The sequence below is a fragment of the Pseudomonas sp. S34 genome (assembly GCF_009866745.1).
Lineage (GTDB): Bacteria > Pseudomonadota > Gammaproteobacteria > Pseudomonadales > Pseudomonadaceae > Aquipseudomonas > Aquipseudomonas jessenii.
On the sequence record NZ_CP019398.1, the window covers coordinates 2,705,528 to 2,731,256 of the forward strand.

Annotated in this window: 25 protein-coding genes; 18 read left to right on the top strand and 7 right to left on the bottom strand. The window is 61.9% G+C overall.

Annotated elements, in window-relative coordinates; all coding sequences use genetic code 11:
- The first annotated feature begins 185 nt into the window (after positions 1 to 185).
- Positions 186 to 674, top strand: coding sequence for a Bkd operon transcriptional regulator BkdR (bkdR, locus tag PspS34_RS12130; protein WP_007976593.1), 489 nt, complete (start codon positions 186 to 188; stop codon positions 672 to 674).
- 114 nt (positions 675 to 788) lie between these two features.
- On the opposite strand, the gene PspS34_RS12135 is transcribed toward bkdR, so the two are convergent.
- The gene (locus tag PspS34_RS12135; protein WP_159389803.1) at positions 789 to 1,652 is read right to left on the bottom strand and encodes an MBL fold metallo-hydrolase; all 864 of its coding nucleotides are present in this window, start codon (positions 1,650 to 1,652) and stop codon (positions 789 to 791) included.
- Positions 1,653 to 1,770: 118 nt separating this feature from the next.
- On the opposite strand from PspS34_RS12135, the gene PspS34_RS12140 reads away from it, so the two are divergent.
- The 6 genes from PspS34_RS12140 to nahK all read left to right on the top strand — a co-directional run bounded on the left by PspS34_RS12140 (position 1,771) and on the right by nahK (position 9,608).
- Positions 1,771 to 2,112 carry a metalloregulator ArsR/SmtB family transcription factor gene (locus PspS34_RS12140; RefSeq protein WP_007976596.1) on the top strand — a complete coding sequence of 114 codons (342 nt, stop codon included), beginning with the start codon at positions 1,771 to 1,773 and terminating at the stop codon, positions 2,110 to 2,112.
- A 166-nt stretch (positions 2,113 to 2,278) separates the two neighbouring features.
- Positions 2,279 to 3,523, top strand: a complete 1,245-nt coding sequence (locus PspS34_RS12145) for an FAD/NAD(P)-binding oxidoreductase (protein ID WP_159389804.1) — start codon at positions 2,279 to 2,281, stop codon at positions 3,521 to 3,523.
- Positions 3,524 to 3,532: 9 nt separating this feature from the next.
- The gene (locus tag PspS34_RS12150) at positions 3,533 to 4,339 is read left to right on the top strand and encodes a sulfite exporter TauE/SafE family protein (RefSeq protein WP_090454959.1); all 807 of its coding nucleotides are present in this window, start codon (positions 3,533 to 3,535) and stop codon (positions 4,337 to 4,339) included.
- A gap of 209 nt (positions 4,340 to 4,548) precedes the next feature.
- Positions 4,549 to 5,733: a porin gene (locus PspS34_RS12155; RefSeq protein WP_057715207.1), complete on the top strand. Its 1,185-nt coding sequence runs from the start codon at positions 4,549 to 4,551 to the stop codon at positions 5,731 to 5,733.
- Positions 5,734 to 5,887: 154 nt separating this feature from the next.
- On the top strand, positions 5,888 to 7,045 hold the full coding sequence (nosP, locus tag PspS34_RS12160; RefSeq protein WP_159389805.1) for a nitric oxide-sensing protein NosP: 1,158 nt from the start codon (positions 5,888 to 5,890) through the stop codon (positions 7,043 to 7,045).
- A complete protein-coding gene (gene nahK / locus PspS34_RS12165) occupies positions 7,014 to 9,608 on the top strand; it encodes a hybrid sensor histidine kinase/response regulator NahK/ErcS' (protein ID WP_174245542.1) in 2,595 nt (864 codons plus the stop codon). The genes nosP and nahK overlap by 32 nt, the downstream gene beginning before the upstream one ends.
- A 141-nt stretch (positions 9,609 to 9,749) precedes the next feature.
- Here the strand turns inward: nahK and PspS34_RS12170 are convergent, their stop codons facing one another.
- The 6 genes from PspS34_RS12170 to PspS34_RS12195 all read right to left on the bottom strand — a co-directional run bounded on the left by PspS34_RS12170 (position 9,750) and on the right by PspS34_RS12195 (position 14,945).
- Positions 9,750 to 10,415: a response regulator transcription factor gene (locus tag PspS34_RS12170; RefSeq protein WP_057715204.1), complete on the bottom strand. Its 666-nt coding sequence runs from the start codon at positions 10,413 to 10,415 to the stop codon at positions 9,750 to 9,752.
- Positions 10,416 to 10,472: 57 nt separating this feature from the next.
- On the bottom strand, positions 10,473 to 11,030 hold the full coding sequence (locus tag PspS34_RS12175) for a PQQ-dependent catabolism-associated CXXCW motif protein (RefSeq protein ID WP_057715203.1): 558 nt from the start codon (positions 11,028 to 11,030) through the stop codon (positions 10,473 to 10,475).
- A 224-nt stretch (positions 11,031 to 11,254) separates the two neighbouring features.
- Positions 11,255 to 12,046, bottom strand: coding sequence for an ABC transporter permease (locus PspS34_RS12180; RefSeq protein ID WP_159389807.1), 792 nt, complete (start codon positions 12,044 to 12,046; stop codon positions 11,255 to 11,257).
- Positions 12,043 to 12,774, bottom strand: a complete 732-nt coding sequence (locus PspS34_RS12185) for an ABC transporter ATP-binding protein (RefSeq protein ID WP_159389808.1) — start codon at positions 12,772 to 12,774, stop codon at positions 12,043 to 12,045. The genes PspS34_RS12180 and PspS34_RS12185 overlap by 4 nt, the downstream gene beginning before the upstream one ends.
- Positions 12,771 to 13,730 carry a YVTN family beta-propeller repeat protein gene (locus tag PspS34_RS12190; RefSeq protein ID WP_159389809.1) on the bottom strand — a complete coding sequence of 320 codons (960 nt, stop codon included), beginning with the start codon at positions 13,728 to 13,730 and terminating at the stop codon, positions 12,771 to 12,773. The genes PspS34_RS12185 and PspS34_RS12190 overlap by 4 nt, the downstream gene beginning before the upstream one ends.
- Before the next feature lie 30 nt (positions 13,731 to 13,760).
- Positions 13,761 to 14,945: an ABC transporter substrate-binding protein gene (locus PspS34_RS12195; RefSeq protein ID WP_154860159.1), complete on the bottom strand. Its 1,185-nt coding sequence runs from the start codon at positions 14,943 to 14,945 to the stop codon at positions 13,761 to 13,763.
- A 210-nt stretch (positions 14,946 to 15,155) separates the two neighbouring features.
- Here PspS34_RS12195 and pedF point away from each other — a divergent pair, with 210 nt between their 5' ends.
- The 11 genes from pedF (at position 15,156) to pqqE (ending at position 25,635) form a co-directional block, all read left to right on the top strand.
- Positions 15,156 to 15,617 carry a cytochrome c-550 PedF gene (pedF, locus tag PspS34_RS12200; RefSeq protein WP_057715198.1) on the top strand — a complete coding sequence of 154 codons (462 nt, stop codon included), beginning with the start codon at positions 15,156 to 15,158 and terminating at the stop codon, positions 15,615 to 15,617.
- Positions 15,618 to 15,620: 3 nt separating this feature from the next.
- On the top strand, positions 15,621 to 16,496 hold the full coding sequence (locus PspS34_RS12205; protein ID WP_159389810.1) for a transporter substrate-binding domain-containing protein: 876 nt from the start codon (positions 15,621 to 15,623) through the stop codon (positions 16,494 to 16,496).
- 10 nt (positions 16,497 to 16,506) lie between these two features.
- Positions 16,507 to 17,268: a quinoprotein dehydrogenase-associated SoxYZ-like carrier gene (locus PspS34_RS12210; protein WP_159389811.1), complete on the top strand. Its 762-nt coding sequence runs from the start codon at positions 16,507 to 16,509 to the stop codon at positions 17,266 to 17,268.
- 16 nt (positions 17,269 to 17,284) lie between these two features.
- Positions 17,285 to 18,223 carry a quinoprotein relay system zinc metallohydrolase 1 gene (locus PspS34_RS12215; RefSeq protein ID WP_159389812.1) on the top strand — a complete coding sequence of 313 codons (939 nt, stop codon included), beginning with the start codon at positions 17,285 to 17,287 and terminating at the stop codon, positions 18,221 to 18,223.
- A gap of 275 nt (positions 18,224 to 18,498) precedes the next feature.
- The gene (locus PspS34_RS12220; protein ID WP_102671474.1) at positions 18,499 to 20,274 is read left to right on the top strand and encodes a PQQ-dependent methanol/ethanol family dehydrogenase; all 1,776 of its coding nucleotides are present in this window, start codon (positions 18,499 to 18,501) and stop codon (positions 20,272 to 20,274) included.
- A 251-nt stretch (positions 20,275 to 20,525) separates the two neighbouring features.
- The gene (locus PspS34_RS12225) at positions 20,526 to 22,046 is read left to right on the top strand and encodes an aldehyde dehydrogenase family protein (protein ID WP_057715193.1); all 1,521 of its coding nucleotides are present in this window, start codon (positions 20,526 to 20,528) and stop codon (positions 22,044 to 22,046) included.
- A gap of 262 nt (positions 22,047 to 22,308) precedes the next feature.
- Positions 22,309 to 22,380, top strand: a complete 72-nt coding sequence (gene pqqA / locus PspS34_RS12230; protein ID WP_003253598.1) for a pyrroloquinoline quinone precursor peptide PqqA — start codon at positions 22,309 to 22,311, stop codon at positions 22,378 to 22,380.
- 55 nt (positions 22,381 to 22,435) lie between these two features.
- A complete protein-coding gene (gene pqqB, locus PspS34_RS12235) occupies positions 22,436 to 23,350 on the top strand; it encodes a pyrroloquinoline quinone biosynthesis protein PqqB (RefSeq protein ID WP_159389813.1) in 915 nt (304 codons plus the stop codon).
- A 143-nt stretch (positions 23,351 to 23,493) separates the two neighbouring features.
- Positions 23,494 to 24,246 carry a pyrroloquinoline-quinone synthase PqqC gene (pqqC, locus tag PspS34_RS12240; protein WP_159389814.1) on the top strand — a complete coding sequence of 251 codons (753 nt, stop codon included), beginning with the start codon at positions 23,494 to 23,496 and terminating at the stop codon, positions 24,244 to 24,246.
- Entirely contained in the window at positions 24,243 to 24,515 is a 273-nt protein-coding gene (gene pqqD, locus PspS34_RS12245) for a pyrroloquinoline quinone biosynthesis peptide chaperone PqqD (protein ID WP_159389815.1), read from the top strand. Before pqqC ends, pqqD begins: the two co-directional genes overlap by 4 nt.
- On the top strand, positions 24,493 to 25,635 hold the full coding sequence (pqqE, locus tag PspS34_RS12250) for a pyrroloquinoline quinone biosynthesis protein PqqE (RefSeq protein WP_159389816.1): 1,143 nt from the start codon (positions 24,493 to 24,495) through the stop codon (positions 25,633 to 25,635). Before pqqD ends, pqqE begins: the two co-directional genes overlap by 23 nt.
- The last annotated feature ends 94 nt before the right edge of the window (positions 25,636 to 25,729 follow it).

The following is a 25,729-nucleotide window of genomic DNA, read 5'->3' on the forward strand; positions in this document are numbered from 1 at the left end:
GGCTTCTACGCTCGATCTTGTGAATTTCTTGTAGTGAGCTGACAGATTTCGTTCGGTAGAAGAAATCTTGTCCTACAACAATCATAGGCCCGACCAAGAAGAATATTTCTCTCTGTTTCGTTGCGCTAAAGATCATTTGCAGATAAAAAACCTGCATAAACATAAAAAACAGGTGGTTTTGTCTCATGCGCAAACTGGACCGTACCGATATCGGCATTCTCAACAGCCTTCAGGAGAACGCGCGCATCACCAACGCCGACCTGGCGCGTTCGGTGAACCTGTCACCCACGCCGTGTTTCAACCGGGTCAAGGCCATGGAAGAGCTGGGGGTGATTCGCGAGCAAGTGACGCTGCTGGATGCCGATCTGTTGGGGCTGCATGTGAATGTGTTCATTCACGTCAGCCTGGAGAAGCAGGTGGAGGAGGCGTTGCAGCATTTCGAAGAAGCGATTTCCGATCGCCCCGAGGTGATGGAGTGCTACCTGATGGCCGGCGATCCGGACTACCTGATCCGGGTGCTGGTGCCGACCATCCAGTCGCTGGAGCGCTTCATGATGGACTTTCTGACCAAGGTGCCGGGGGTGGCGAACATCCGTTCGAGCTTTGCGCTCAAGCAGGTGAGGTACAAGACCGCGCTGCCGTTGCCGGCCAATGGCCTGACTTTGGGCAACTGACACGATCACTCTGTAGGAGCGAGCTTGCTCGCGATGGACGTTAACGATAACGCGAGTCTTCTGGATAAATGCGTTGCCCTCAAGTCCATCGCGAGCAAGCTCGCTCCTACAGGGTCAGAATTTGTTAAGCGGGATTTTCAGGTAGGTCACGCCGTTGTCCTCGGCCGGCGGCAAATTCCCCGCCCGCACATTCACCTGGATCGCCGGCAGCAACAGTGTCGGCATGCCCAGCCCTGCATCACGTCGTGTACGCATTTCCACGAACGCGGCTTCATCGATCCCGTCATGTACATGAATGTTGTTTTTGCGTTGTTCACCGACGGTGGTCATGCATTGGGGCGCGCGGCCATTGGGCGGGTAGTCGTGGCAGACGAACAGCCGCACGCTGGCGGGGAAGGCCAGCAGTTTGTGGATCGAGGCAAACATCTGGTTGGCATTGCCGCCCGGGAAATCGCAGCGGGCGGTGCCGACGTCGGGCATGAACATCGTGTCGCCGACCAGAATCACATCGCTGTCGACCAGGTAAGCCATGTCCGCCGGGGTATGGCCGGGCACGTGCAGGGCGGTCGCCTTGAGGTTGCCGATCATGAACGATTCGTCGGGGGCGAACAGGTGATCGAACTGGGAACCGTCGACGCGAAAGGAGGGCTCCAGATTGAACAGTGTCTTGAACACGTCCTGGACCTTGCTGATCGACTCGCCTATGGCGATCTTGCCGCCCAGCTCCCGCCGCAGATAAGGCGCGGCGGACAGGTGATCGGCATGGGCGTGGGTTTCCAGCAGCCACTGCACCTGCAGCTTGTGGGCACGGACGAAGGTGATGATTTTGTCAGCCTGGGTCGTCGCGGTGCGCCCGGCGGCACCGTCGTAGTCGAGCACCGGATCTACAATCGCACACTGCCCGCCATCAGCCTCATAGACCACGTAGCTGTAGGTCGAGGAGGCGGGGTCGAGGAAAGCTTCAATCAGTGCGGGCATGGACACGAACCTGTGCAGGGTTAGAAAAGTCAGACGGCGAAATTTCAGTCATGGGTTGCAACATTATATGTTTAAACATAATGTTTACAGCTTAAGTGACGTTGAAGGCATCCTGCAAATGCAATCCAGTCTGACCGAATGTGAAGTCGCCCAACTGCGCGCCTCGGCCTCCAAGGCGTGTGCGCTGCTCAAGGCCCTGGCCAATGAGGATCGCCTGTTGATCCTGTGTCAACTGACCCAGGGCGAACGCAACGTAGGCGAGCTGGAAAAAATGACCGGCGTGCGCCAGCCGACCCTGTCCCAGCAATTGGGGATCCTGCGCGATGAAGGACTGGTCGCCACCCGTCGTGAAGGCAAGTACATTTTTTACGGTCTCGCCAGTCACGAAGTGATCCAGGTGATGAAAACCCTCTCCGGGCTTTATTGCGGGGCCGTGCTTAAAAGCTGGGTTCAACCCTGAATGCCGGTCAACACACAGAACCTGTGGGTGCGGGCTTGCTCGCGAAGGCAGTGTGTCAGCCAACGTTTATGTCTACTGACACACCGCCTTCGCGAGCAAGCCCGCTCCCACAGTTGTTTTGTGGTGAAACTGGCAACATCCTTGCGTGCAGCAAAAGGAACAAGCAATGAACGATCAACACTGGGGCCCATCCATCAGTGCAGATATCGTGGTCATCGGCGGCGGCACGGCGGGCATCGGCCTTGTCGCCAGCCTGCTCAAGCGTAGCCCGCATCTGAACATCACCGTGATCGAACCCGACTCCCGGCACTACTATCAACCGGCCTGGACGCTGGTCGGCGGTGGTGCCTACAACGTCGAAAACACCGTGCGGCCCATGGCGTCGGTGATGCCGCGCGGGGCCCATTGGCTGCAGGCTGCCGTGACGGGCATCGATCCCGACAAGCGCCAACTCACCCTCGGTGACGGGCGTACGGTCGGCTATCAAAACCTGGTGGTCTGCCCCGGCCTGCGTCTGGCCTGGGAGAAAATCGAAGGTCTGGAGGACACCCTCGGCCAGCACGGCGTGACCTCCAACTACAGCTACCGGCACGCGACCTACACCTGGGACCAGGTGCAGAAATTACGCCGCGGCAAGGTGCTGTTCACCCAGCCGGCCATGCCGATCAAATGTGCCGGAGCGCCACAAAAGGCGCTGTACCTGTCCTGCGATCACTGGACCAAGAGCGGTGTGCTGAACGACATCGACGTCGAGTTCAATCTTGCGGGCGCGGCACTGTTCGGAGTGCCGACCTTTGTCCCGCCACTGATGAAGTACATCGAAAAGTACAAAGCCCGGTTGGCGTTCAACTCGAATCTGGTCAAGGTCGACGGCCCGGCGAAAACCGCGTGGTTCGACGTCAAGGATGCCGATGGCAATGTCACCCGCCAGGCAAAAACCTTTGACCTGCTGCATGTCGTGCCACCACAAGTCTCCCCGGACTTCATCGCCCAAAGTCCGCTGGCCGACGCCGCCGGCTGGTGCGAGGTCGATCCCTACACCCTTCAACATCCGCGCTATCCAGGTGTGTTCGCGCTGGGCGACATCTGCGGCACCACGAATGCAAAAACTGCTGCGGCGGTGCGCAAGCAGATCGTGGTGGTGGCGGAAAACCTGCTGGCCTTGCGCAAGCAGCAACCGCTGCCGCTGAAGTACGACGGCTATGGCTCCTGTCCGCTGACAGTGGAGAAGGGCAAGGTGATCCTCGCCGAGTTCGGGTACGCGGGCAAGTTGCTGCCGACCTTTCCCCTTGACCCGACGATCCCGCGCCGCTCGGCGTGGTGGCTGAAGGCGACACTGCTACCGTGGTTCTACTGGAACGGTATGCTCAAGGGCCGCGAGTGGCTGACACGTGTGTCCAGGGTCGACTGAGAACTCCGTATGTTGCTGGCAAGTCTGTTTGGTGTAGTGATGGGGTTGGTGCTCGGCTTGACGGGCGCCGGTGGCGGTATCCTTGCGGTCCCGGCCCTGGTGTTGGGGTTGGGGTGGAGCATGACCCAGGCCGCTCCGGTGGCGTTGTTCGCGGTGGGCAGTGCGGCGGCGGTCGGTGCCATCGACGGCTTGCGCCATGGCCTGGTGCGTTATCGCGCAGCGCTGCTGATCGCGGCATTGGGTGCGGTGTTTTCGCCGATAGGCATCTACTTTGCCCACCAGTTGCCGGAAAAAATCCTGATGATCCTGTTCAGCCTGCTGATGGTCATGGTGGCCGGGCGGATGTTGCGCCGCGAGCGCAAGGACGAGGGTCCCAGCGATCATGGTCAGGCTAACTGGGGCCAGAAGAACTGCATGCTCGATCAACAGACCGGGCGCTTTTCCTGGACCGCCAAATGCACCGCGACCCTCGCCGCGCTCGGGGCAGTAACCGGCGTGGTCTCTGGATTGCTGGGGGTGGGCGGCGGCTTTCTGATTGTCCCGGCCTTCAAGCAACTGACCGACGTGCAGATGCGCGGGATCATCGCCACGTCGCTGATGGTGATCAGCCTGATTTCCGGCATCGGCGTGATCGGCGCGTTCCATGCCGGGGTGCGCATCGACGATTCGGGTATTGCCTTCATCGTCTCCAGCATCGTCGGCATGATCATCGGCCGCAAGCTCTGCGCCCGGGTGCCGGCGCGGGCGTTGCAGGTCGGATTCGCCAGCATTTGCGTCGTGGTCGCCGCCTACATGCTGTTCAGGGCCAACGCCTGACCGGTACCGGTTCCTGTGGACGCCAGTGGGGTCCACAGGCCTACACCCTTAGTGGCGAGCCTCACCGACGCGCGGTCTTACACCGTAGTGGTCACACACCGCCAGCCAATCCAAAGCACCTGAAAACCAGCCCCAAGGCAGCGTATGGCGCCGCCCGTCAGGTTTCGATAATCGCCTCCGACACTCAGTCCCCCGTTTCGGAGCGCGCCATGCACAACAATAAGAACGTCACGCATCGTTTTCTGCCTGCCTTCATCGCCAGCCTGTCCGCCCTTGGCCTGAGCCCGCTGGCCGAGGCGGATATCATGCTGTACGACAAGGACCAGACCACGTTCTCCACCGACGGATACATCAACGCCTTCTACGTGAACAGCGATGTCGATCGCGCCGGCGATCAGTTCGACCGTCGACAGTCGCGGGTCAAGATGGGGTTCCTGCCCAACTACCTGGGGTTCAACATGGGCAAGCAGGTAGACGACCTCAAGCTCGGCGCCCGTGCCTCGTTCTGGGTCACCATCAACGACAGCGAAACCAACGGCACCGACACCGCTATCGATGTGCGGCAGTTCTTCGGCACCGTGGCCAACCCGGAGTGGGGCGAGGTGCTGATCGGCAAGGACTTCGGGCTGTTCGCCCGTTCCAACATCCTGCTCGACGAAATGCTCGCCGGTTATGGTCAGGTCAGCGATACGTTGGGACTGGTGGATGGCGGCGGGGTGTCGTTCGGCAACATCGGCACCGGTTATCCGTATCCGTTCCCGACCTCACAGATAACCTATCGCACCCCGGTGATGGACGGTCTGCGCGTGGCGGTCGGCATCATGGACCCGGTGGACACCAACGACAGCAGCCCGACGGGCAAGGCCTATCAGGAAAACCCGCGTACCGAGAGCGAAGTCACCTATCAATTCGACCTGGCCGGGGCAAAGATCTACAGCTGGGTCAACGGCAGCTACCAGACCTCGGACAACACTGATTCCACGGTCGAGACCGTCACCTCCAAGGGTGTCGGTTATGGCGTGCAGGCGAAGATGGGCGGCTTGTCCCTCACCGGCTCCGGTTTCCAGGCCAAGGGCATCAACCCGTTTTTCACCAACAATGCCGGCGAGCCGACCCTGCGCAATGTCGACAGCGACGGCTACCTGATGCAGGGCTCCTACAAACTGGGCAAGAACCGCCTGGCCTTGTCCTACGGCAAGACCAATGACGATGGCAACGGCGTGGTCGGCAGCGGCGCGGACTACGAGACCCGCGGCATCGCGTTGTTCCATGACGTGAACGACAACCTCAAGCTGGTGGCCGAGTACAACCAGTTCGAAATCAATGGCCACGACACCGACGAGCAGAACGAAGACACCGACACCTTTGCCGTGGGGGCGGTGCTGACCTGGTAACCCCGGGAGGTGGCCCTGGCCGTGCGCATCGCGGCGAGGGTCGCCAACCGTCTCATCCCATCGAAGCGGCTACCCGCTACCCAAGTAGCATTCGTCGCACCTCACAGACTTCGTACACTCGTGCCTCATACACACGCACCTGCGGGAGGTAAGGATGCAGCAGAGCGAAGGCGTCGTCAGTGCGGTGTCCCAGGCCACCGATGCCCGGCAGGTCGCGCAGGAACTGGCACGACAGTTGTTGCACCCGCACCTGGGGTTCGTGCTGTTCTTCTGTTCCGCCGAGTACGACTTGCAGGCGCTGGGCCAGGCCTTGCAGCAAAGCTTCGGCGGCATTCGCCTGGTGGGCTGCACCAGCGCCGGGGAAATCACCCCGCTGGGCTACGGACGCAATTGCGTGACGGCGGTGGGTTTCGATCATCGGCACTTTTCCATCGCGATCGAGTTGATCGACCAGATGGAGCACTTCAGCCTGATCGACGCCCAGCAAATGGTCGAGCGCCTGGTCAGTGGCTGTCGCAGCAACACCCTGGCCCCGATCAAGGGCAACAGCTTTGCCCTGACCCTGCTCGACGGCCTGTCCAGCCGTGAAGAAATGGTCCTGGCGGCCTTGAGCGCGGCATTGGGCGACATTCCGCATTTCGGCGGCTCGGCCGGCGACGATAACTACCTGACCCATACCCATGTGTACTTCGATGGCGAGTTCCACAGCGGCGCGGCCGTGGTGGTGCTGGTCAATACCTGGCTGGATTTCGAAGTGTTCACCACCCACCACGTACAGCCCCGCGCCGAAAAGCTGGTGGTCACCGGGGCCGACAGCACCTTGCGCCGGGTCTTCGAACTCAATGCCGAGCCGGCCGCCGCCGAGTACGCCCGGCACATCGGCGTGCCGGTGGCGCAACTCGATCACAGGGTCTTCGCCGCGCACCCGTTGGCAGTGCGGATCAATCAGCAGTACTACGTGCGGGCCATCCAGCAGGTGCATCCGGACCTGAGCCTGAGCTTCTACTGCGCCGTGGAAAACGGCATCGTCCTCACCGCCATGACTCCGGGGCCGATGCTGCCGAACCTGCAAAGCCTGTTCGAGGGTTTGCAGGAGCGCCTGGGTGATTTGCTGCTGACCATCGGTTGCGACTGTTTCCTGCGGCGTCTGGAACTCGAAGACGACGGCAGTCTTGATCAGATCGGCACGTTTTTGCGTGAGCAACGGGTGATGGGTTTCAACACCTACGGAGAACAGTTCAATGGCATGCACATCAACCAGACCTTCACCGGCGTTGCCATTGCCCGTGGCCGTGCCCCAGGACATCGCTGAGCTGCAGGCCGAGCTGGCCAGGCTGCGCCTGGAAAACCATAAACTGCAGCGCATCAATGGCGCGCTGATCGAACGGGTCGAGTCCGGGGTGACCCGCGGCAACGATCCGTACGCGGCATTCCAGCATTCGGTGGTGCTGGCCGAGCAGGTGCGCGAACGCACCGATGCCCTGAACCAGGCCATGGCCGAACTCAAGGCTGGTAATCATTTGCTCAGCGAAGCCCGCCTGCGCGCGGAAACGGCGCATCAACACCTGATCGATGCCATTGAAAGCATTTCCGACGCCTTCGTCCTGTTCGACGCCGAGCAGCGCATCGTGCTGTTCAACAGTCGGTTCAAGGCGTTCTGGAGCAACAGCCGGGTGCGGATCAATTCCGGCATGCGCCTGACCGAGGTCAAGCGGCTGATGATGAACAACGGCCTGTTCACCGAAGAGCCACGCGGGCATGCCGACGAAAACCTGCTTTACCGCCTGCAGAACGGGCGCTGGCTGCAAGTCAGCGAGCGGCCGACCCAGGAGGGTGGGCGGGTGATTCTGTTCACCGACATTACCGACGTCAAACTCAGCGAAACCGTACGCCGGGAGCAGGCGGTGGCGCAGAAGTCGCATCTGCTTCAACGGGCGGTCGACAACCTGTCCCAAGGGGTGGCGATGGTCAGCGCCGAGGGCATTCTGGAGTTGTGGAACCGGCGTTTCCTGGAGTTGAGCGGTCTGGCGCCCGTGGCGGCCCATCGCCCGTTTGCCGAAGTAATCGCCGACAGCGAGTTGAACCTGCTGACCCCGGCCAGTCGCGATGGCAACGGACGACCGGTACGCGAATGCGAACAGCGCCTGTACGATGGCCGGGTCCTGGAAATCCGCACCCATGCGTTGCCCGCCGGCGGTTTCGTCAACACCTTCACCGACATTACCGAACGCTACCAGCACGCCGAGGCGCTGAGTGAAAGCGAACACTGGATTCGCCTGATCACCGATCACGTACCTGCATTGATTGCCTACCTCAATGCCGACCTGGTCTACGAGTTCACCAACAAGGTCTACGAAGAGTGGTACTGCTGGCCCCGCGGCGTGATGCTCGGCCAGAGCCTGCGCGAAGTGCACAGCGAACAGCACTACCAGCGGCTGGAGTCCTACGTGGCCAGGGCACTGGCCGGCGAGAGCGTGACGTTCGAGTTCGCCGAAACCAACGTCAACAACCAGGAGCGCTATATGCTGCGCTCCTATGTGCCCAACCGTCTGACCAGTGGCGAGGTGGTGGGGATTTTCGTGCTGATCCGCGACATCACCGAACGCCGGCGCACCGCCGAGGCGTTGCATCAGGCTTATCAGAACCTTGAGCTGCGGGTACGCGAGCGCACGGCGGAATTGACCACACTCAATGACCAACTGCTGCGCGAGATCGATGAGCGTCGCCTGGTCGAGTCACGCTTGCGCGAGGCCAAGCAGGAGGCCGAGCAGGCCAACCTGTCGAAGACCAAGTTCCTCGCCGCCGTCAGCCATGACCTCCTGCAACCGTTGAATGCAGCTCGGCTGTTTACCAGTGCCTTGCTGGAGCGGCGCGAGCCGATGTCCAGCGAAGTTCTGGTGCGCAACGTGAGCAATTCCCTGGAAGACGTGGAGAACCTGCTCGGCACCCTGGTGGATATTTCCAAGCTCGATGCGGGGGTGATCAAAGCCGACATTGCGCCGTTCGCCCTCAGTGAACTGCTGGACAACCTGGCCGCCGAATACACCCAGGTGGCGCGCAGTGAAGGCCTGCAACTGCACTTCATCGGCTGTTCGGCGCTGGTGCGCAGTGACATCCAGCTGCTCGCCCGGATTCTGCGCAACCTGCTGAGCAATGCGATCCGCTATACCTACAGTGGTCGCGTGGTGCTCGGGTGCCGGCGGCATCATCAGTGCCTGACGATCGAAGTCTGGGACAGTGGCATGGGCATTGCCGAGCATCGCCTGGAGGAGATTTTCCAGGAGTTCAAGCGCGGTGATGTGCAGCGACCCGATCAGGATCGCGGCCTGGGCCTGGGTCTGGCGATTGTCGAGAAGATTGCCGGCATCCTCGGGCATCGCATTCATGTGCGCTCATGGCCGGGACGGGGTTCAATGTTCTCGGTCGAAGTACCGTTGAGCGCCACCGCGCCGAAACCGCCGCCGACGTTGCAGATGAGCGAGCCGATGCTTGAGCGCCTGCGCGGTGCGCGGATATGGGTGCTGGACAATGACGCGACCATCTGTGCCGGCATGCGCACCTTGCTGGAGGGGTGGGGGTGTCGGGTGGTGACGGCGCTGTCGGAGGAGGACCTGGCGCGGCAAGTGGACAACTACCACGCCGAGGCCGACCTGCTGATTGCCGATTACCACCTGGACAACGATCGCAACGGTGTCGACGCCGTGGCCCGAATCAATGCCCGGCGCGCGTCACCGGTCCCGGCGATGATGATCACGGCCAACTACAGCAATGAACTCAAGCAGCAGATCCGCGAACTGGGCCACACCCTGATGCACAAGCCTGTGCGGCCGATGAAGCTGAAGACGGCGATGAGTCATTTGCTCGGCAGGCCTTGATTTTCTGGGTGTCGGTGCTGGCCTCTTCGCGAGCAAGCCCGCTCCCACATTTGATCTTCATCAAACACATTTTTTGTGTACGACGCAGGTCCAGTGTGGGAGCGGGCTTGCTCGCGAAGGGCGCGCCGCGGTCTTGCTGACTCAACGCCGCAGATAAGACCCGAAATCAATATCCCCGGCACTCAGGATCGCCTGCACCCGGTTGTGCACGTTGAGCTTGCGCAGGATCGCCGAGACATGGGCCTTGACCGTGGTCTCGGCGATTTCCAGGGTGTAGGCGATCTGCTTGTTCGATTCGCCTTTGGTCATGCGTTCCAGTACCTGCAGTTGTTTGCGGGTCAGGGCCTGGAGCAGTTCGGGCGGGAAGCCCGGGGTGTCGTTCATCCGCCGATGGGTGCTGCTTTTGGCGGTGCGGATGATGTCCGGGGGCAGGTAGACATTGCCATTGAGAATCTGCTGGATGGCATCGGTCATCTGGGTACGGGGTGAAGACTTGGTGATGAAACCCACCGCACCGTAGGTGATGGCTTGCAGCACGATCTGTTTGTCCTGCTCGGCGGAGACAATCACCACCGGAATGGTCGGCGCTTCGTTACGCAGGTTGATCAGGCCATTGAGCCCGTGCATGCCGGGCATGTTCAGGTCGAGCAGGATCAGGTCCAGGTCATCGTGTTCCTGGGTCAGCGCCAGGGCGCTGTCCAGGTCGGCGGTTTCCATCACTTCGGTGCCGGCAAAACCGTCGCTGATGACGTTGTGAATGGCTTCGCGAAACAGCGGGTGATCGTCGGCAATCAGGATTTTGTACATGGCCTTTCACCTCATTATTTTGATTATGGTGTGGCAACTACACGCACGCGTAAAGCTTCAGGGAAAGGGTTCGGGGCTGGCTGGCGAAACCGGCAGATTGGCCGCTTGCCAGGCGTCCAGGCCATCGCGATACCAATACAGAGTCTTATAGCCCATGGTGGCTGCGCGTTTGACCGCATTCCAGCTCAACCAGCAGTCGGAGCGGCAGTAGAAGACCAGCGGTCGCGTCGGGTCGCCGCCAGTCAGTGATTTCAGGTTCCGGGAAAAGTAATCCTGCCAGGCGGGCGTCAGGTCACCGTCGCCGGTATTGGCCAGCCAATGGCTGCCGGGCAGGTTTTCATGGGGCTGGTCTTCGATGAACTGCCCTTGCAGCCACTGACGGCGGTAGACATCGATCAGCACCGGGCGCGGGGTTTGGCCGAGCAGGGTTTGCAGGGCGGGGGTGTCGATGATGGTTGCGCCTTGCAGTTGTTCCGGCGTCGGGCTGCGGTACAGGCCGATGCGATAGCCGTCGGTGGAGAACAGCGCCGTGTCGGCCTGCGCGGTGCTCAGCAGCAGGCCCAGCGACAGGGCGGCGAGAGTAGGGCGCAACAGGCAACGTCGGGCTCGCGGCATGGGTTCAGTCCTTATAGTTATGGACCTATTACATGCCAGTCGGGGGGCGTTGGGAATGCGACGATAGACAGGGAAACCAGTACTAAAGTAGTAATTTCACCCTGTTCAATGAAGATCCCCCTGTGGGAGCGGGCTTGCTCGCGAAAGCGTTGTGTCAGTCGACTTATTTATTGAGTTTGCCGCCGCCTTCGCGAGCAAGCCCGCTCCCACCGGGGATTGTGGTGTTAGCTGGTTTTGCGCAAGGCAGCATGCTGCGGGTTGAAGGTCAGCACGGCGAGCAGCGCGAACAGCAGCGTCAAACCCGCACACACCGCCAGCGCCAGCGGATTGAAGCGTTCATACAGGGCGAAGCGCACCAGTTCCACCGCATGGGTAAAGGGATTCACCGCGCACAGCCAATACAGCCACTGGCTGGCCTCGCGCATCTTCCATAGCGGATACAGCGCCGATGACAGGAAAAACAGCGGGAAGATCACGAAGTTCATCACCCCGGCAAAGTTCTCCAGCTGGCGGATCGCGTTCGACAGCAACAGGCCCAGTGCACTGAGCATCAACGCCACCAGCAACAGGGCCGGCAACGCCAGCAACAGGCCCATGGCCGGTGGCCGCACGCCGTAGACCCAGGCAATCGCCAGGAACGCATACACTTGCAACAACGAAATCAGCGACGTGGCCAGCAGTTTGCTGCACAGCAGAAAGGTTCGGGGCAGGGGGCTGGTCAACAGCACGCGCATGCTGCCCATCTCGCGGTCGTAGACCATCGACAGTGACCCCTGCATGCCATTGAACAGCAGGATCATGCAGGCCAGCCCGGGAATGATGTAGACCTCGTACGGTATGTAGGTGTCGTAGGGCTCGATGATCGCGATTCCCAGTGCCGCGCGAAAACCGGCGGCGAACACCAGCAGCCACAGCAGCGGCCGCACCAGGGCGCTCAGAAATCGGGTGCGTTGCAGCACAAAGCGCAGCCATTCGCGCAGCACGATACCGCGCAAGCATTGCCAGTAAGCGTTCATTGGACAACCCCTGATGTCGTAAGGCGAGTGAAGGCCGAGCCGAGATCGCCGCCGTGCTCCAGGCTCAGGGCGTCGGCCTGCCCACTGGCCACCAACCGGCCTTGATGCAGGATCAGCAAGTCATCGCTGGGCTGTACTTCGTCGAGCAGGTGGGTGGTCCAGAGCACGCTGATGTGCTCCTCGCGACACAGGCTGCGGATGTGCCGGTTGAGCGCCAGGCGACTCGCCGGGTCGAGGCCGGCACTGGCTTCATCGAGCAGCAGCAGGCGCGGCTCATGCAGCAGGGCGCGGGCAATTTCCACCCGGCGACGATGGCCGCCATTGAGTTCGCGCACCCGTTCGCGGCGACGGTCGGTCAGGGCCTGACGGGCCAGTTCGGCCTCGACCCGAAGGTCGGTCTGACGCCGGGACAGGCCATGCAATGCCGCGTGATAACGCAGGTTCTGCTCGACGCTGAGGTCCAGGTCCAGGGTGCTTTGCTGGAACACCACGCCCAATTGCCTGAGTGCCGGGCGTGCCGCGCTGCGCAATGAACAGCCACCGACGCGGATCTCGCCTTGCTGCAGATCATAGAGCCGGGTCAGCAGGGCAATCAGGGTCGACTTGCCGGCGCCGTTGGGCCCCAGCAGCGCGGCGAAACGCCCGGGTTCCAGGCTGAAACTCACCTTGCGCAAGGCCTCCCGGGAGCCGTAGGCAAAGCTCAGGTCGCTGACTTCAAGGGCGTTCATGGCGTCACCACCACGCCCCAGGGATAGCGCCCGACCTTCACCGATTTGCTGACCTTGAGGCTGTCGACATCGATCACCGAGACATCGCCGCTGACGCCGTTGGTGGCCAGCAGTTGCTTCTGATCCGGGGTGAACGCCATCTGCCAGACCCGTCGACCCACCAGCAGGTAATCGAGAATCTCGTAAGTCTTGGCATCGATCACCGCCACATGATTGGCCGGGCCCAGTGCAACGAAACCGTACTTGCCATCGGCGCTGAGCTTGATGCCGACCGGCTGGACCTTGTCCGGGTGCACGCCCTTGATCTGGAAGTTAAGGGTCTTGAGCACGGTGCGGCTGGCCACATCGAGAATGGTCACGGTGCCGCCGATTTCCGCCGAGGCCCAGAGCTTCGCGCCATCGGGGGAGAACTCGACGAAGCGCGGGCGCTGGTCCACCAGGGTGCTGTCGGCCAGGGTCTGGGTGCCGGTGTCGATCCAGTGCAGCATGTTGGTGGTTTCGCTGGTGTTGACCGCCCACTTGCCGTCGGGGCTGACGGCCATACCCTCGGGCTCGACGCCGACGTTGATCTGGCCGAGTACCTTGGAGGTCTCGGTGTCGATCACCGTGACCAGCGCATCGTCTTCGTTGGAGACGTACAACCAGCGATTGTTGGGGTGCAGGGCGAATTGTTCAGGGTCTTTGCCCGAGGGCAATTCCTTGATGATCTTGCGCGTGGCCACGTCCATCACCTGGACCCGGTCCGAGTCACTGGCGCAGATGTACAGCAGCTTGTTGTCATGGGACAGCAGCAGGCCGCGGGGGCGCTGGCCGACGGGCAGGGTGTCGGTGACTTGCAGGGTCTGCATGTCGATCAGACTCAGGTTGTTGTCCTTTTCGTTGGAGACCCAGGCAGTGCTGGCAACGGCATTGCCAGCGGCGAGCAGCAAGGTGCAAGAGAGCAGGGTGCGGCGCATGGCGGATTCCTTATTGTTGTGATGTTCGGATCAGGGAAAGCGGCAGCTGACCTCGGGCTTGTCGTAACCCAGGCTGTCCATCTCGTTGAACGGGTGCAAAAAGCCGTCCTGGGGTGAGGTGCTGACCAGCGCCCGGGGCTGGACGATGGGAATCGGCTGGCGCAACTGGCCGTTCCACGACCGGTAGCTGAGCTTGCGACCCTTGAAACCGTCGAGCGGCAACTGATCGCTGATTTCAAGCGTACGGATCGCCATCGGCTCGGCCTGGCGCAGTTTGCTCACAGCGCTGGCGATACTGCGCACGGCCATCCATGCCGCGAAATCGCGGTCATTCATCCAGCGTCCGGTCAGGGCTTCAAAGCGTTTTTGCAGCTGCGCGGCGCCGTAGGTTTCCACGGTCTTGTGCCAGCCCACCGGGGTCAGGCCCTGGGTGCCGGCGACCGGGCGCGGGTACCAGGTCTGGTAGGGCACGTATTCGCCGAAGTCGCCGCGCTCATCGGCCACCAGCACCACGTCGTACTCGGCGGTCTGGGTGAACAGCGGCATGTCGGCCTGGGCGCTGCGGCGTTGGTCGTTATCAAAGCTCCAGGGTTTTTCCGCCACCAGTTGCAAGCCGAAGCGCTTGGCGGCGCGGCGCAGGGCGGCGGCATAGGCTTGATCATCCGCCGTCGGGCCGACAATCAGCAGCGCCCGCTGCCATTTGCGCAACACCAGAAACTGCGCAAGTGCATCGGCGAGCATCGCCCGGCTCGGTAAGGTGTGCAGCAGGTTCGGCAGGCAATCGCTGATGCGCAGGCTGTCGTCGGGGCTGCCGGCGTTGAACAGTAGGCTATCGGGCAGTGCCGCACTCAATTGGCGCAGGCTGGTCGCGGGGGCATTCACCACAAACAGGCGCAGGCCCTGTTCATGCTGCACCTTTGCCGCTTCGAGCAAGGCCTCGGGGCTGTCGACACTGGCGCTGACCAGGCTGTAGCCGTGGTTGAGAAAACGCCCGGTGCTGTTGCTGTCGGTGATCGCCAGTTCGGCGCCGCGCAGCCCGGCATCGGTGGGCTCGGGGATGACGTTCGACAGCAACGGGCCGGCGTCGGGGCGATAACCCAGGTAGCCGATCCGCACCTGCAAGGGTGCATCGGCGGCCTGACTCTGGGTGGCCAGGCCGGCGGCGCAGGCAATCGCCAGCAGGTAGATCAGGGCGTAAGGGATGAGCTGGCGCATAGGGCACTCCATTACAGGTAGCGCCAGCATAGGTAGCCCGTGAAGCTGAGGAAATATGCAGAAAGTACCGGTGGTGTCCATCCAGCGCCTTACTACCAAGGGACTAGGTAGCGACCACCAAAGCAGCATGGGGTGAGCGCGATGCCGTTTCTAAGATGGCTGCCATAGCCTCTGCCAAGAGGTTTTGCGTGCAATCCAGAGGGCATAACAATGACAACAAAACGCAACGCCTTGCTCGTGACCGGGCTATTGGCCAGTTTGATCAGTGCAGGTTCCGTCTGGGCCCACGGCAATGTGGTGCCACAGGCTGTCGCCACCCAGGGCTTGACCCCGATCAAGGACGCCGGGGTGCAGCTCGATGCCGATGGCTGGGCCGCGGTGAACCCGTATCGCACCGCCCCGGAACACGACAAGGCAGTGGAAATCGGCGCCTCGGCCTATACCCAGAACTGCGCGGCTTGTCATGGCCTGGAAGCCAAGTCCGGCGGTATCGCCCCCGACTTGCGCATGCTCGATGTCGGCGAGGCGGGCGATGAATGGTTCGCCGAACGGGTGCGCCATGGCGCGGTGCGCGACGGTCGGGTGTACATGCCGAAGATGGCCGACTACCTGAGCCAGGAAGCCCTGTGGGCGGTGCGTACCTATCTGGACACTGTGCGCGTCGAGGAGTGACCCATGCGCCTGCTCGCGGTGTTGATCAGCGCTCTGTGGCTGTGCTGCCAGGCGGTGCAGGCGCAGGTTCGCAACTACGACGAAATGATCGCCGCCGGGGAGCTGAAGGTGGCGGTCTACAAGGACTTCGCCCCCTACAGTTTCGAAAGCGCCGGAAAGCCCCAGGGAGTCGATGTTGAACTCGCCGAGGCCTTGGCCAAGGCACTCGGTGTGCGCCTGTCGCTGATCTGGGCACCGGCCGGGGAAAAACTCGATGACGACCTGCGCGACTACATCTGGCGTGCCAGTGCCTTGCACAACCAGCAACTGGCCGACCTGATGATGCGCGTGCCCTACGACCGTGACTACGCGCAGAAGCGCAACGAGTTCGGCGAACTGGTCAACGGCCAAGTGGTGATGTTCGGTCCGTACCAGAACGAACAATGGCAGGTGGCCTATGACCGCCGAAGGCTGGACAAGGTCGCCAGCGTCGCGGTGTTCGAGCATCACCCGATTGGTGTCGAAGTCGACAGCGTGCCGTCGTTCTACCTGACCTCGGTGTTCAACGGCATGCTCGCCGGCAAGACGCATCACTATTCGGGCGTACCCCAGGCGTTTGCCGCGATGAGGGCCGGTGAGGTCGACGCGGTGATGGCCATGCGCGGAGAAATCGACTGGCAAGTGCACGAAGCGGCCGACCCACAGGTGGCGCTGGCAGAAAATGCCTACCCGAACATGGGCAAGCAGCTATGGGAAATCGGCATGGCGGTGCACGAAAGCAACCGTCAACTGGCCTATGCCGTGGAAGAGGCGTTGGAAGCGCTGATCCGCGACGGTTCGGTGAAGACCATCTACGGCCATTACGGCCTGCGTTACGACGTGCCCGAGATGTATCAATAAGGAGCAGGCGATGAAATGGCGAGGGAGTTGTCTGTTGGCCTGCTGGTTGAGCCTGGCGGCACAGGCTGACGCTATCGATCCGGGCAAAGATCCGGTGCCATCGGTGATGTGGGCCTTCTACCATCAGCGGTTTCTGGGCAATGCGCCGTTCGTGTTCGATGAGCGGGTCAAGCTGCTGGCGCCGCCGTTTGCCGAAGATGCCCGGCAGGTGCCGCTGGAAATCGATGCCCGGGCGTTCAATGGCGAGGTGGTGAAAATCCTCGCCTGGGCAGAGCTGAATCCGTTGCCGAAAATCGTCGACTTCCAGCCGCTGAATTCGGTTTTGCCGTGGCTGTCTTTGCGCATTCGCATCGAACAGGCGACGCCCTTGCGCGCGGCGGTGTTGACCCGCGACGGCGTGTGGCATGTCGGCTCGACCCTGATTGACGCCGCGGGTGGCGGTTGCACCGCGCCGAGCGTGGTGCGGACTCAACCGGGCTGGGAGGAGCGCATCGGCGAAGTGCTCGGCGGCCGTTATCCCCGGGACGGGTTCAGCCGTTTGCGTATGCAGGTGGCCCATCCCATGGACAACGGCATGGTCAGCGGCATTCCGGAATTCTTCATCAACCATGCCGAACTGCGCGACCGCAACGAGCAAGTGCTGGCCCGGCTGGAGCTGTTCCCCGCGGTCAGCGAAAACCCCAACCTGGCCTTCGACATCGAAGGGGCAGGGCAAACGCGCCTGCTGCTACGGGACAACAGCGGCAATGAGTTCGATGCGTCGATCCCCTGACCCTAAGGAGCGTGGCATGCGCTGGATCCTGTTGATGGTGTTAAGCGTCAGTCTGCCGGCCCTGGCCGATCTCGAGTACTCGCTCAAGCCCCGGCGGATTGCCCAGGACACCTGGTTACTGGAAGGCCGCACCGATAATTTCGCCAAGGCCAACGGCGGCAACATCGTCAACACCGCGTTTATCGTCACTGAACGCGGTGTGGTGGTGATCGACACCGGGCCGTCCAGGCGTTACGGCGAAGCGATGCGCAAGGCCATTGCCGCCACCACCGACAAGCCGGTGATCGAGGTCTTGCTGACCCATCACCACCCGGACCATGTGCTGGGTAATCAAGCCTTCACCGACGTGCCAATCGGCGCCTTGGCCGGCACCAGCGAGCTGTTGCACCAGCAAGGCGATGCCATGGCGGAGAATATGTACCGGATGGTCGGCGACTGGATGCGTGGCACCGAAGTGGTGCTGCCCACCCAGGCGCTGACACCCGGCGTGAAAAGTTTTGGGAATCACGATCTGCGCTTGCTGAGCCTGGGTGGGCATACGGGCGCGGATCTGGCTATTCTCGACCAGCAAACCGGCGTGCTGTTTGCCGGGGACCTGGTGTTTTATCAGCGGGCGCTGACAACGCCCAACAGTCCAGGGCTGTCGGTGTGGCTGGCGGACATCGCGACCCTGCGAGGCTTGCCCTGGACGCAGATCGTGCCGGGCCATGGGCCGGTGTCGAGCGATCCACAACCCTTCGAGCAGATGCGCGATTACCTGACCTGGCTCGATCAGCTCATGCGCGACGGCGCGGCCAATGGCAGTGATATGGCCGAGATGATCCGCAGCCCCATCCCCGAACGCTTCGCCGGGATCAACCTGAGCCGTTATGAACTGATCCGCAGCGTCAGTCATTTGTATCCACGTTACGAGCGCGGGCAGATGACCCGGGTGGACTCCGCCGCAAATAACTGACCCACCCTGATCTAATGTGGGAGCGGGCTTGCTCGCGAAAGCGGAGTGTCAGTCGACATAAAAGGTGACTGACACGGCCCCTTCGCGAGCAAGCCCGCTCCCACAGGGGATCTATGTATGGCACAAAGTTAGCTACTCATCTCCTCCGAACCTGTACCAAGGAACTAGAAAACTCCACATTGCGGGCAATTGTTGCCAGGGCAGCGGCGCCCAAGAATCTGCACCAGACCGGGAAAATTTTCCGGACATAACAAAAATCCGCAGAGGAAGCCGTCATGACCCAACCCGCACGTCGCCAGCCCTTCGTCTTGAGCCTGCTGCTCAGTGCCATGCTGTTGTCCGGCCAGGCATTGGCCGGGGTTTCCGACCAGGACATTCTCCAGGACCCGAAGAACCCGGAACAGGTCGTGACCAACGGCCTCGGCGTTCAAGGGCAGCGCTACAGCCCGCTGGATATTCTCAACGTCGACAACGTCAAGGAGCTGCGCCCGGCGTGGGCGTTTTCCTTCGGCGGAGAAAAACAGCGTGGCCAGCAAGCGCAGCCGATGGTCAAGGACGGCGTGATGTATATGACAGGTTCCTACTCCCGGGTATTTGCCGTGGATGCGCGCACCGGCAAGAAACTCTGGCAATACGATGCGCGCCTGCCCGATGACATCCGCCCTTGCTGCGACGTGATCAACCGTGGTGTCGCGCTGTATGGCGACCTGGTGATTTTCGGCACCCTCGACGCCAAGCTCGTGGCGCTGAACAAGGACACCGGCAAGGTGGTGTGGAGCAAGAAAGTCGCCGACCACAAAGAAGGCTACTCGATCAGCGCCGCGCCGCTGGTGATCAACGGCAAGCTGATTACCGGCGTGGCCGGTGGCGAGTTTGGCGTGGTGGGCAAGATCGAGGCCTACGACCCGAAAAACGGTGATCTGCTGTGGACCCGGCCAACGGTCGAAGGCCATATGGGCTACGTCTACAAGGACGGCAAAGCGGTGGAAAACGGCATCTCCGGCGGCGAGGCGGGCAAGACCTGGCCAGGCGATCTCTGGAAAACCGGTGGCGCGGCCCCTTGGCTTGGCGGTTACTACGACCCCGAAACCAACCTGCTGTTGTTCGGTACCGGCAACCCGGCGCCGTGGAACTCGCACCTGCGCCCTGGCGACAACCTCTACTCCTCGTCGCGCCTGGCGCTCAACCCGGACGACGGCACCATCAAGTGGCACTTCCAGAGCACGCCTCACGATGGTTGGGACTACGACGGCGTGAACGAGCTGGTGTCCTTCAACTACAGCGAAGGTGGCAAGGAGATCAAGGCGGCGGCCACTGCCGACCGTAACGGCTTCTTCTACGTGCTGGACCGCACCAACGGCAAATTCATCCGTGGTTTCCCGTTCGTGGACAAGATCACCTGGGCCACTGGCCTGGATAAGAACGGCCGGCCGATCTACAACGAAGCCAGCCGTCCCGGTGCCCCGGGTTCCGAAGCCAAGGGCAGTTCGGTCTTCGTCGCGCCGGCGTTCCTCGGCGCGAAAAACTGGATGCCGATGGCCTACAACAAAGACACCGGGCTGTTCTATGTGCCGTCCAACGAATGGGGCATGGACATCTGGAACGAAGGTATCGCCTACAAGAAAGGCGCGGCGTTCCTCGGCGCCGGCTTCACCATCAAGCCGTTGAACGAAGACTACATCGGCGTGCTGCGGGCCATCGATCCGAAAACCGGCAAGGAAGTCTGGCGCCACAAGAACTACGCGCCGCTGTGGGGCGGGGTGCTGACCACCAAGGGCAACCTGGTGTTCACCGGCACGCCTGAAGGCTTCCTGCAGGCCTTCAACGCCAAGACCGGCGAAAAGGTCTGGGAATTCCAGACCGGCTCCGGCGTGCTTGGCTCGCCCGTGACCTGGGAAATGGACGGCGAACAGTACGTCTCGGTGCTCTCCGGCTGGGGCGGCGCGGTACCGCTGTGGGGCGGCGAAGTGGCCAAGCGGGTGAAGGACTTCAACCAGGGCGGCATGCTCTGGACCTTCAAGCTGCCCAAGGATCTGGTAGCCAAGCACTAACCCCCGAACCCACCGCATAACCCCCTGTGGGAGCGGGCTTGCTCGCGAAAGCGGTGTGTCATTCAACAGGTTTTTTGGCTGACACGACGCCTTCGCGAGCAAGCCCGCTCCCACATTGGAATGTGTGAAACCTACGACCAAATAACGAGAGCCCCTCCTGCCAACGATGCATTCGTCTGGCGCGCGGGGTTCTCTAGTATCGGCGTATCGCCTGTCAGTACGACAGGCTCCGACCCAGACAGAGGCCCATCATGATCTACGCACAACCCGGAACCCCAGGCGCCGTCATTACCTTCAAGCCGCGCTACGGCAACTTCATCGGTGGCGAGTTTGTCGCCCCGATCAATGGCGAGTACTTCACCAACACCTCGCCGGTCAACGGTGAAGTGATCGCCGAGTTCCCGCGCTCCAGCGCCGCCGACATCGACAAGGCCCTGGACGCCGCCCATGCCGCTGCCGACGCCTGGGGCAAGACCTCGGCCCAGGACCGCTCCCTGGTGCTGCTGAAAATCGCCGACCGCATCGAGCAGAACCTTGAGGTCCTGGCCGTCACCGAAACCTGGGACAACGGCAAGGCCGTGCGCGAAACCCTCAACGCCGACGTGCCGCTGGCGGCCGACCACTTCCGCTACTTTGCTGGCTGCATCCGCGCCCAGGAAGGCGGGGCTGCCGAGATCAATGAGCTGACCACGGCCTATCACTTCCATGAGCCCCTGGGCGTGGTCGGGCAGATCATTCCGTGGAACTTCCCGCTGCTGATGGCTGCCTGGAAACTCGCCCCGGCCCTGGCCGCCGGCAACTGCATCGTGCTCAAGCCTGCCGAACAAACGCCGCTGTCGATCATGGTCTTCGCCGAGCTGATCGCCGACCTGCTGCCGGCGGGCGTGTTGAACATCGTCCAGGGCTTCGGGCGCGAAGCCGGCGAGGCCCTGGCCACCAGCAAGCGCATCGCCAAGATCGCCTTCACCGGCTCGACCCCGGTGGGCGCGCACATCATGCATTGCGCCGCCGAGAACATCATCCCGAGTACCGTCGAACTGGGCGGCAAGTCGCCGAACATTTTCTTCGAAGACATCATGAACGCTGAACCTGCGTTCATCGAAAAAGCCGCCGAAGGCCTGGTGCTGGCGTTCTTCAACCAGGGCGAAGTCTGCACCTGCCCGTCTCGGGCACTGGTCCAGGAGTCGATCTACGAGCCGTTCATGGCCGAGGTGATGAAGAAGATCGTCAAGATCAAGCGCGGCAACCCGCTGGACACCGAGACCATGGTCGGCGCCCAGGCGTCCGAGCAGCAATACGACAAGATCCTCTCGTACCTGACCATTGCCCAGGAGGAGGGCGCCGAGCTGCTCACCGGTGGCGCGGCCGAACGTCTGGAGGGTGACCTGTCCAGCGGCTATTACATCCAGCCGACCCTGCTCAAGGGGCACAACAAGATGCGCGTGTTCCAGGAAGAAATCTTCGGCCCGGTGGTGGGCGTCACCACCTTCAAGGACGAAGCCGAAGCGCTGGCGATTGCCAACGACAGCGAGTTCGGCCTCGGCGCCGGCCTGTGGACCCGCGACATCAACCGGGCCTACCGCATGGGCCGGGCGATCAAGGCCGGGCGGGTGTGGACCAACTGCTACCACCTGTACCCGGCGCACGCGGCGTTCGGTGGCTACAAGAAGTCCGGCGTCGGCCGGGAAAACCACAAGATGATGCTCGACCACTATCAGCAGACCAAAAACCTGCTGGTGAGCTACGACATCAATCCGCTGGGGTTCTTCTAACTTCCCCAGGAACACCGCAAACCAAAATGTGGGAGCGGGCTTGCTCGCGAATACGGAGTGTCATTCAGCAGAGATGTTGACTGGCACACCGCTTTCGCGAGCAAGCCCGCTCCCACATAGGGTTTGTGTGATGCCAATGGCTGCGCATCACCCCCTACCAAATCACCCCGCAAACTCCTTCGAAAGTAGCATTCGGGCACTCGGCGCCCCGTGCATTAATGGCTCTACCGGAATCACCCGGGCACAAGAAGAGGAATGACCCATGTGGACTAAACCCGCGTTTACCGATCTGCGCATTGGCTTCGAAGTGACGATGTATTTCGCCAACCGTTGATTGACCACCCGGCCAGCCGATGCGTTGGCCGGGCCTGCCTTCTGGAGCATCCGCCATGCACATCCGCGTTCTCGGTTCCGCCGCTGGCGGTGGTTTCCCGCAGTGGAACTGCAACTGCCGCCAGTGCGCCGGTGTGCGCAATGGCAGCCTGCGGGCCCAGCGCCGTACGCAGTCGTCGATTGCCCTGAGTGACGACGGTGTGGAGTGGGTGCTGTGCAATGCTTCACCGGACATTCGCGCGCAACTCGAGGGTTTTGCGCCGCTGCAACCGGCGCGCCGATTGCGTGACACTGCCATCGCCGGCGTCGTACTGCTCGACAGCCAGATCGACCATTGCACCGGTTTGCTCAGCCTGCGCGAAGGCTGTCCGCATGACGTTTGGTGCACCGCGCGTGTGCATCAGGACCTGAGCAGCGGTTTCCCGTTGTTCACCATGCTTGAGCACTGGAACGGCGGATTGCAATGGCAACCGGTCGGCCTCGATCGCCAGCCGTTCGGCATCCCGGCCTGCGAGCATTTGCAATTTCGCGCGATTCCCCTGGTGAGCAACGCGCCGCCGTATTCACCCAATCGCGGCAACCCGCAACCGGGCGACACCATTGGCCTGTTCATAGAAGACCTGCGCAGCGGTGCCTCGCTGTTCTATGCGCCTGGCCTTGGCCGAATCTTCGATGAAGTGCTGGGCTGGATGCAGCGTGCCGATTGCCTGCTGCTGGACGGCACCCTGTGGCGGGACGACGAGATGCGTATCTGCGAAGTCGGCCAGAGCCTGGGCAGCGAAATGGGGCACCTCCCACAAAGCGGCCCCGGCGGGATGCTTGACGTGCTGGAGGGTTTCAATCGCCAGCGCAAGGTGCTGATCCATATCAACAACACCAATCCCATTCTCGATGAAGACTCGGCCGAGCGGGCTTTGCTGGAGCGGCGGGGGATCGAAGTGGCTTATGACGGCATGGATATCGTGCTGTAGCGACTGACGCCTTCGCGAGCAAGCCCGCTCCCACAATGGATCTGTTTCGATCAAAAAAATGTGTTCAACCCTGACCCCTGTGGGAGCGGGCTTGCTCGCGAAGAGGCCAGACCAGACACCGCAGCGCTTCCAGGAGTACCCCAATGACCGAGACCCCGATGTCCCCTACAGAATTCGAAGCCGCCCTGCGCGCCAAGGGCGCCTACTACCACATCCACCATCCCTTCCACCAAGCCATGTACGCCGGACGCGCCAGCCGCGAGCAGATCCAGGGCTGGGTCGCCAATCGCTTCTATTACCAGGTCAACATCCCCCTGAAAGACGCTGCCATCCTGGCCAACTGCCCGGACCGCGACGTGCGCCGGGAGTGGCTGCAACGGATTCTCGACCACGACGGCGTCCCCGGCAGCGAGGGCGGAATCGAAGCCTGGCTGCGCCTGGGCGAAGCCGTGGGCCTGGATCGCGAGCAGATTTTGTCCCAGGAACTGGTGCTGCCCGGGGTGCGATTTGCGGTGGACGCCTACGTCAATTTCGCCCGTCGCGCCTGCTGGCAGGAAGCGGCCAGCAGTTCGCTGACCGAACTCTTTGCCCCACAGATCCATCAGTCGCGACTCGACGCCTGGCCGACCCATTACCCGTGGATCGACGTCACCGGCTACGACTATTTCCGCACGCGCCTGAGTCAGGCGCGGCGTGATGTCGAGCATGGCTTGCGCATTACCCTGGCGCACTACGTGACGGCCGAGGGGCAACAACGCATGCTGGAGATCCTGCAATTCAAGCTCGACGTGCTGTGGAGCATGCTCGATGCCATGAGCATGGCCTACGAACTTGCACGCCCGCCTTATCACACGGTCACCGGCGACAACGTCTGGCACCGGGGGATCGCCCTGTGAGCCTGATCAATCGCCAGCAGTCACCGGCCTTGCGTCGTGGTTTTCGTCTGCAATGGGAGCCCTGTCAGGATTGCCACGTGCTGCTGTACCCCGAAGGCATGATCAAGCTCAACAGCAGCGCCGGGCAGATTCTGGACCTGGTGGATGGCCAGCGCAGCGTGGCGGCGATCATTGATCGATTGAGCGCGAATTTCCCCGGCGTACCCGGGATCGACGAAGACGTGCTGGCGTTTCTGGAGGTGGCCCATGCGCAATTCTGGATCGAGTGAGACGCTGCCTGGACCGCCGTTGTGGCTGCTCGCCGAGCTGACTTACCGCTGTCCGTTGCAGTGCCCCTATTGCTCCAATCCGTTGGACTTTGCTCGACACGGCGAGGAACTGAGTACGGACGAATGGATTCGCGTATTCCGCGAAGCGCGGGACATGGGCGCCGCGCAATTGGGCTTTTCCGGTGGCGAGCCACTGGTACGTCAGGACCTCGCCGAGTTGATCAAGGCCGCCCGGGACATGGGCTACTACACCAATTTGATCACTTCGGGCATCGGCCTGACCGAGCAGAAGGTGCGCGACTTCAAGGTGGCCGGGCTGGACCATATCCAGATCAGCTTCCAGGCCGCCGACGAAGCGGTGAATAACATGCTCGCCGGCTCGCGCAAGGCCTTTGCCCAGAAACTCGCCATGGCCCGTGCGGTGAAAGCCCAGGGCTATCCGATGGTGCTGAACTTCGTCACCCATCGGCACAACATCGACCGGATCGCGCAGATCATCGAGTTGTGCCTGGAGCTGGAAGCGGATTTCGTCGAATTGGCCACGTGCCAGTTCTATGGCTGGGCTGAACTCAACCGCGTCGGCCTGTTGCCCACACAGGAACAATTGCAGCGCGCCGAGCGCATCACCAACGAGTATCGCCAGCGGCTTGAGGCACAGGGCCATCCCTGCAAGCTGATCTTCGTCACCCCGGACTACTACGAGGAACGCCCCAAGACCTGCATGAACGGCTGGGCCAACCTGTTTCTCGACATCACCCCCGACGGCACGGCCTTGCCTTGCCACAGCGCCCGGCAGTTGCCGGTAGCGTTTCCCAACGTGCGCGAGCACAGCCTCTCGCACATCTGGAACGACTCGTTCGGCTTCAATCGTTTTCGCGGCGATTACTGGATGAAGGAGCCGTGCCGCTCCTGCGATGAAAAGCACAAGGACCTGGGCGGGTGCCGCTGTCAGGCTTTCATGCTGACTGGCGATGCCAGCAATGCCGACCCGGTGTGCAGCAAGTCGCCGCACCACGGCGTGATCCTCAAGGCCCGCGAAGAAGCCTCGGCGCCAGGGTTGGGGATCGAACACTTGACGCTGCGCAATGCGAAGACTTCACAGCTGATCTATCGCGGTTAGTCTGGCGACACAGATCCGTGTGGGAGCGGGCTTGCTCGCGAAAGCGGTGTGTCAGTCACCATCAATATTGACTGACAGGGCCTCTTCGCGAGCA